Source organism: Streptomyces sp. NPDC006283, from assembly GCF_040613325.1.
Classification (GTDB): domain Bacteria; phylum Actinomycetota; class Actinomycetes; order Streptomycetales; family Streptomycetaceae; genus Streptomyces.
The window spans coordinates 1-7,480 of sequence record NZ_JBEXRZ010000293.1 but is presented as its reverse complement, the minus strand read 5'-3'; the positions used below and the strand labels follow the sequence as shown (position 1 = coordinate 7,480).

The 7,480-nt window shown below is 72.1% G+C and carries 3 protein-coding genes; all 3 read right to left on the bottom strand.

What is annotated here, in order from left to right; genetic code table 11:
* On the bottom strand, positions 1 to 5,238 hold a 5,238-nt coding region (locus tag ABZ070_RS33965; protein WP_356639653.1), incomplete at its 3' end, for a DUF4157 domain-containing protein.
* Entirely contained in the window at positions 5,235 to 5,537 is a 303-nt protein-coding gene (locus ABZ070_RS33960) for a hypothetical protein (protein ID WP_356639652.1), read from the bottom strand. The genes ABZ070_RS33960 and ABZ070_RS33965, both read right to left, overlap by 4 nt.
* Positions 5,528 to 7,354 carry an AAA family ATPase gene (locus ABZ070_RS33955; protein WP_356639655.1) on the bottom strand — a complete coding sequence of 609 codons (1,827 nt, stop codon included), beginning with the start codon at positions 7,352 to 7,354 and terminating at the stop codon, positions 5,528 to 5,530. Before ABZ070_RS33955 ends, ABZ070_RS33960 begins: the two co-directional genes overlap by 10 nt.
* Positions 7,355 to 7,480: the final 126 nt, after the last annotated feature.

Sequence of the window (7,480 nt, the reverse complement as noted above, 5' to 3'; positions counted from 1 at the left end):
CTTCCTGTTGCCGCGCAGCCGGTCGCGCCTCTTCGTGAACGCGTTCCGCAGCTTGGCCGCACTGTTCTTCAGCGCCTTGCCCGGCCGGCTCTTCTTCAGCTTCTTGCCCAGCGTCTTCGCCGCGTTGCGCACCTTCTTCAGTGCGGACTTGACCGCCCGCTTCGCCCTGCCGAGAGCGTTGCCCAGCGGCGACTTCGGCTTCTTCGGCCTGGTGGGCTTCGGGCCCTCGATCTCCTTCTTCTTCGTGGGCGCCTCGGGGGTGGTGTCCTTGCGAGGGGTCTGCCCCCTGTTCGGAGACTGGTCCTTCGACCGCTCCGGCGTCGTGTCCTTCGGCTTCGCCGGCCCCTTCGGTGTGGCCGTGTCCTTCGGCTTGACCGGACTCTTCGGGTTCGGCGACGGCGCCGCCTTCGGCTTCGGCGCCGTCGCCGGCCTCCGCATCGCCTCGTTCGCCTTCCGCATCGCGTCCCGCGCCTTGTTGACCGCGGAGCCCGCCGCCTTCTTCGCGCCCTTGCCCGTCTTCTTCAGGCCCTGCATGATCTTCTGCGCCATCGCCTTCAGGCGCTTGCCGACGCCCTTCGTCGCGCCCGCCAGGCGGATCATCAGGAAGTTGGCGATGAAGTCCAGCAGCGCCACGATCCCCGCCGCGACCGCCTCCGCGAACAGGCAGGCCGCGGGGCCCGCCTTCACCGCTTTCAGGTAGGCCCAGAACTTGCCGAACGCCGTGAGGATCGAGCTCAGGCTCTGCCATGCCGCCATCAGGCCCTGAACGATCGTCAGGATCGCTCCCGCCGCCGGCACCAGCATCGAGACGACCTTCTCGATGACGATCGACGCGATCATCATCGGCAGCGACGCGATGATCGCGTCCCACGCCATCTTGCCGATCTGCTTGACCGACACGCAGCCCTTCACCAGGACGTCGATCACGGTCTTGCCGAGCCCGAGGATTCCCTCGACCTTCGTGTCGAACCACCGCTTGACGCCCGTCTTGATCGCGCCCCACAGATGGTCCTGGATTCCGGTCTTCGCCGAGCTGCCCGCCTTGCTCAGCCAGCCGCCCGGGTCCGGCGCGATGTCCGCGACCAGCGCGGCGAACTTGCCCAGTGCCTCGATCGCCGCCTGGGCGAACTTGATCGCCCCCAGGATCACCGCCTCGTACGCCTTGATGACGGCCTTGAGGCCGGCCTCGAGGACGTCGAGCAGCTTGTTCAGTCCGGCCGCCAGCGCGTCCAGCAGCGCGTTCACGGCCTTCTTCAGGCCGTCCGCAAGCCTGTTGACCGCGTCGATCGCCTTGTCCCGCAGACCCTCGATCGCCTTGCGGAATTTGTCCCTCAGCTCCGGGAACGCCGCCAGCAGCACGTCCCCGATGGCGATCAGCGCATCCGCCAGCACGTTGATCGCCTTGATGGCGAGATCACGTACGAAGTCGATGGCCTTGTCGGCCCACTCCTTGAACGTGTCGATGATGCTGTTGACGGCCTTGCGCGCGGCGTCGAAGACCGCGGTGACCGCCTCCAGGAGCGCGTTGAAGAAGCCCTTGACCTTGTCGGCGATCCAGCCGAAGAAGCCTCCGGAGGGCTTCTTCTCCTCCTTCTTCTTCTCCGCCTCCTTCTCCGCGTTCTCGCGCTCCGTGTCGATCTGCTGGTTGTCCTTGTCCTTTCTGTCGTTGACCTCCTTGTCCTTGTCGTCGCGGGCCTTGACGATCTCCTTGTTCTTCTCGCCGTGCTCCTTCTCGGACTTGGTGTCCGCGTCCGTGATCTTCTTGTCCTGCTCGGAGCGCCAGCTCTCCCGCTCCCGCTGCGCCTGCTCCGCCGTCCTGCCGCGTTCCGCCGTCTGCTTCTCGGCGTTCTGCGCGACCTCACGGTCGATCTCGGTCTGCTTCTCGTGCTTGGCCTGCTGTTCGCCCTGCTGTTGTTCCTTCTCCTTGGCGGCCACATCACCCTGCGCCTGGCCCGCCGCCCCCTGGATCTCGCCGCCGCGCTCCTGCTGCGCGACCGCACCCACACCCGGCTTGGCCGACGAGCCCTTGTTCGCCCCGCCGGCGCGGCCCTTGCCGCCCACGCGGCCCGTCGCCTTGCCGACCAGCTGCTCGCGTGGCGCGTCGGGGAAGATCTGGTCCTCGCCCATCGGCTTGGCGGCGTCGTCGCGTCCCGTGCGCTGGATGTCGGCCTGCTTCTCCTTGAGGGCCCTGGCCTGGTCGTCCGTGCGCTTGGGGTCGCTGGCGCCCTCCAGCCGGATCTTGGGCGCGGGGCCGACCGTCTTGTTGCGCAGCTCCGGGTCGACGGTGGGCACGGCGTCCGCCGCCGCCTCGACGTTCTTCGCCTCGTCGGCGCTCAGCTCGGCCGCGACCGGCATGGGCGGCGGGGGGGAGCTGTCCGTGGGCTTCGCGCCGGCCGCCTTCTCACTGCCCTTCGCCTGCTGCTTGTCCCCCTGCTCCTGCGGCCCCAGCTTCTCGACCTTGCCGGTCACCGCGGCGGCCGGCGGGGCCGCCTCCGGCGGGCCGGACTGCGTACGCGGCGCACCGGAAGGGCGCTCACGCGTGGGCGGGCGGGCTGCCAGACGACGCTGCTCCTCGCCGACCTTCTTGTCCGCCGCCGCGTCCACGCCGGGCATGGCGGCAGCCGCCTGGTCCGGCGCCAGCTTGCTCACGGTGCCGATCGCGGCCTTGGGGTCCTGGCCGGAGACGTCCGGTGGCGCCTCGTCCTTCTTCTCTTCCGGCGCCGCGCCGCCGCCTCCGCCGCAACTGCCCCCCGCCTCTTCCTTCTCCGCCGCGGGCTCCGGCGGTGCGCAGCCCCCGCCGTCCTTCTCCAGCGACGCTTCGGGCGCGGGCCGAGCGCCCTCCGGTGCCGGGGCGCCCATCGCGGCCGGGCCGGCGGCCTGCTCGGCGACCGGGCTCACAGCTGCCTGGGCGGCCGACGGTGCGGCGCCGGGCCCCGCGGCGGCGGTCGGGCCCGCCGGTTCGTTCCGGCCGACGGTGCCCCGAGGCGTCGCTCCGGGCCCGGTCTCCTTCGGGATGCCGCTCTTCGGACCGGCCGCCTCCCGTTCCGGCTTGGGCGGCTCCGCCTCGCGGCGTGCCGCGGGGGAGGGGTTACGGTCCTCGACGGACGTCCTCTGCGGCTCGGCACCGGCCGGCCGCGTCGTCGCGGGCCCGGGAGACGACATCGTGGACACGGACGGCCCGTCGGCAACGCTCTGCGGCGCGCCGGCCGCTCCCCGGCGTGTCTCCAGCTGCCCGCGCTCGGTCAACTGCCGCTGCTCGTCCCGGGCGTCGGGCCCGTCCTCGCGCTCCGCCGGCTCGGCGGCCTGCTTCTCCTGGTCCTGCGCGGGCTCCGGCTTCTCGGCCTCCGGCTCCTGCCGCTCCTTGTCGGTCGTCTCCGGATCGGGCCCGACCTCCTGCTCGGTCGACTGCTCCGTCTGCAGGTCCTTCGCGCTGCGATCCTGTGCCTCCGCCGCAGGGCCGCCCTCGGGCTGCGGGGCCTCGCCCTCGACAGTGCCCTCGTCCTGGCCGGGTGCCTTCGCCTCGGGAGCCGCGGTGTCCTCGTCCTGCTCCTCCTGCTCCTTCTCCCTTTCCTGCGCGACGCGTTCCGCCTTGGTCGGCGGCGGGGCCGGGAAGGCCGGCACGGAGGGCTGGGCCTCACCGGGCTTCGTCCGGTCCGCGGTCGGGATGCCGGACAGATCCGGATCCGTGTCCGGCAGATGGTCCTCGGGCTTCAGCTCCTGTTCGCGACGGGCACCGTCACGCCCTTCGTCGCCCTCCCGGTCCGTGCCGATCTCGGTCCCGGCGCCCGCCTCCAGGCCGAGCGGCTTCTCCTCCTCGCGCGGCTCGTCCTCGCTCTCGTCCTGTTCGTGGAGGCCGTGCTCGGACAGGGCGCTGTCGCGCTGCTCGGCCCGCTCGTCCACCTTCTCCGGCCGCACGCGACCGGGCTGTGCCCCCGCCTTCGGGTCGACGTCCTCCCGCTTCGAGCCGGCCGCGGGTTTTGTCGCGTCGTCGTTGCGTTTGCGTTTGTCAGCGCCGGGTGCGCCGGCCTGCTCCGGGTCCTGCTCCTCCCGGTCGCGCTGCGCCTTGCGCTCCTCCTTCGTCCGCTCCGTGCCCTCCTGCTGGTCCTGGGCCCGTTCGTCGGAGGCCTCGTCGACCCGCTGCCGTTCCTGGGACTGCTTCTCGTCCTCCTGCTTCTGCTCCTGGTCGGCACGCTTGCGGGACTCGGCGCGCTCCTCCTCCTGTTCCTGGCGCTGCGCCGCCTCCTGGTCCTCCGCCGCCGCGTCGGCAGCGGCCCGGCTGCGGTCGCTGCTGCGTCCGGAGTCCCGGGCAGCGGCCTCCTTCGCCTCCTCGCGGGCGTCCGCCTCGCGCTGCTCGTCGGATCCGCGCGCGCCCTGCTGCGCACGCTTCCACCGCGTACGCTCGACACCCAACTCCTCGAAGAGGTCGATCTCGGGCGCGGGCACCCCTGCCGAGGTGAGGCTCTCGGGGCCGGTCTCCGACTCCTCCACCAGGTCGAGCAGCCGGTCGTACTCAGGTGTCAGCAGCCGGGCCTCCAGCCGGCCGAGCACGGAGTCCTGCAACTGCGGTGAGAGCCGGCCGAGCTCCCACCGCACACGGCCCGACAGGTCCCGCGGGTCACCGCGCAGCGAACGCAGCACGCCGTTCGCCAACCGGTCCACCAGCGTCGCCGGATCCAGCTGCTCCAGCCGGGCACGGTCGGCGTCCACGGTCGCGTAGCGGAGCCAGCCGGGGGTCGACTGCCCCTCCGCGACTGCCGCCTCCCTGTCCGGCCGCGATTCCTCGCCCCGCACGACATCCTGTGCCGCCGACTCCGCCTCGCGCTCCATGGCCTGCTGCGGCAGGCTCACCGCGCCGAGATCACGGCCCGCGCGCAGCGCGCCCAGACCGTGCGGGTTCTGCACCGTGTGCAGCAGCTCATGGGCGAGCAGCCGGCGTCCGTCGGGCGTGCCGGGCCGGTACGCCCCCTCGCGGAAGAAGATGTCCTGTCCGACCGCGACCGCGTCCGCGCCGAGCATCTCGGTCAGCGCGCCCGCGTCCCGGTCGGTGTGCAGCCGCACCCGGCCGAAGTCGTGCCCGAGCTGCTCCTCCAGCTCCCGGCGCACACTCACGTCCAGTGGCTGGCCGGCGCCGCTGACGATGTTCTTCGGCTCCGGGGCGTGCGAGGTGACACGTTCCTTGCGTTTGCGCCGCTTGCCGCTCCGGTCGGCGCCGGTCTCCTGCGAGTGGGAGGTGCTCATTCCGTCACCTCGCCCCGGCCGCAGAGCCCCTCGTGCACCGCGCGCGCCAGCTCCTGGCCGAGTCGGCGTGCCGAGGCCGTCGCGGGCAGCGGCGGCAGCCCGGCGAGCCCCTCCAGAGCCCGGCCGCCGTCGGCCGCCAGCGGAACCCCCCGCTCCCGCACGAGCCGGGACAACTCGTCTTGGAACGCCGCCGACACCCGTTCCGGATCGACACCGCGGCCGAAGCCGTCGAGCACCAGCTCACCGATGTCCACACGCACGGCGCGCGGGTCCTCGCGTCGCGCCTCGTTCAGACCCATCCGTGGACCTCCGAGGGTGTCAGGGAGCGGTCCAGCTTGAGGTATTCGGTGCGCGCCGCCTCCAGCATGTGGCGCATCTGAAGCCGGTCACCCTCCTCGGCGGCGAGGAACGCGCCCGAGAGCGCGATGTTGCGGATGGAACCACCGGCCACGGTCAGGCGCGCCAGCAGCTCCGGGTCCACGCCCTTCATCGGCGCCTGCGCGGGCAGCACCCGACGCCAGATCTCCGCCCGTTCGCTCTCACCGGGGAACGGGAAGTCGACGACGAACCGGATGCGCCGCATGAACGCCGTGTCCAGCGCCTGCTTCATGTTCGTCGTCAGGATCGCCAGACCGCGGTACGCCTCCATCCGCATCAGCAGGTAGCTCACCTCGAGGTTGGCGTAACGGTCGTGGCTGTCCTTGACCTCACTGCGCTTGCCGAACAGCGCGTCGGCCTCGTCGAACAGCAGCAGCGCGCCGCCGCGTTCGGCGGCGTCGAACACCTTGCGCAGGTTCTTCTCGGTCTCCCCGATGTATTTGCTGACGACTTGGGACAGGTCGATGACGAACAGGTCCAGGCCCAGTTCCTTGGCCATCACCTCGGCCGCGAGGGTCTTGCCGGTCCCGGACCCGCCGGCGAAGAGGGCGGTCACGCCGAGACCGCGGCGCAGCGTCGCGGCGAAGCCCCACTCCTGGTAGACCGTCGGCCGCTGCCGCACATGGGCCACGATCTCGCGCAGGACCCGCAACTGCCGCTCGGCCAGCACCAGATCGCGCCAGCCCGCCTGCGGTTCGATCCTGCGGCCGAGTTCGTCCATGCCCATCCGGGCCTCGGTCAGTCCTGCCTGCCAGGCCAGTCCCGCCGCGTCCAGCTCGTCCTCACCGGGCAGATCCCGTACGACGGCCGCTCCGGCGGAGCGCACCAGATGCGGCGGCAGCGAGAACTGTTCCACCAGGGCGCGCAGATCACCCTCCGACACCTCCGGCACGCCCGCGAACGCGTCGGACCACACGCCGAGCCGCTCGTCCGCGTCCAGGTCCGGCACGGTCACCCGCTCATCGCGCGGCCGTGCCGTCCGGCGCGGATCGGGGCTCGCGACCACGAGCGGAACGGCGGCGCTCTCGATGAACGCCTCCGCGGCGGCGGCCTGTTCATGGTCCATGTCACCGACCTCGATCAGCAGCGCGGCGGGCAGCAGAACCGCCTCGCGCTGCCACAGCCGTGCGAGCCGGTCCCGCTCGGCCGGGTCGGTGGGGATGTCGTCGGCGGCCATCTCATAGAGGCCGAGCCCGGAGCGGCGTGCGGCCGACGCCGCGATGTCGGTACGGGTCCGCAGGTCGCCACCGACCAGCTCCACACGGCGCGTGCTGCCCGCCCATCCGGCCGCGACGCGGTCGGCGGCCAGGCCGTACGAGGCGGGGAGGGCGTCCGGCGCGGCGGTGCGGCGCAGCAGTCCGTGCAGCCGGGTGTCCAGATAGGGCGAGCCCACCAGGAAGTGCAGGATGCGTTCGTCGAGCCGGAGCCGGGAGGTGGTCAGCCGGGACTCGTCGTCGAGCTCGACGATCCGCCACCGCCGCAGGGGCGCTACGGGGGTGAGGGCGCTCCAGTGGGGTGCGTCGAGCGCGGCGAGCGCGAGGGAGAAGGTGGGGTGGGCCCGCTCCGGGTCGCCGCTGGCCGCTGCGCACCTCGCGTTGGTCGTGGGGTCCAACTCGGCTGCCGCCGTGAGGAGTACGAGGTCACGCTCGAATCCGCTGAGTCCGAAGCAGGCGACGAGCGCGTCGAGCGCGGCGATCGGCGAGGGGTCAGGTGCGTGGGCAGTGCCCCGCCGCGTCACGGCCGAGCCGGCGGGGTCGTCATTGGACAGCACGACTGCGTGCCGGACCTGCCTCAACGACGAACTCCGGCGGATCCTTCTCGACGCCCGGCGTGCGAAGAGCGCCGGTGCCCGCCTCAAAGCGCT

Coding starts and splice junctions, on each gene's coding strand:
- ABZ070_RS33960 (WP_356639652.1), bottom strand. CDS start 5,537: ATGGGTCTGAACGAGGCGCGACGCGAGGACCCGCGCGCCGTGCGTGTG.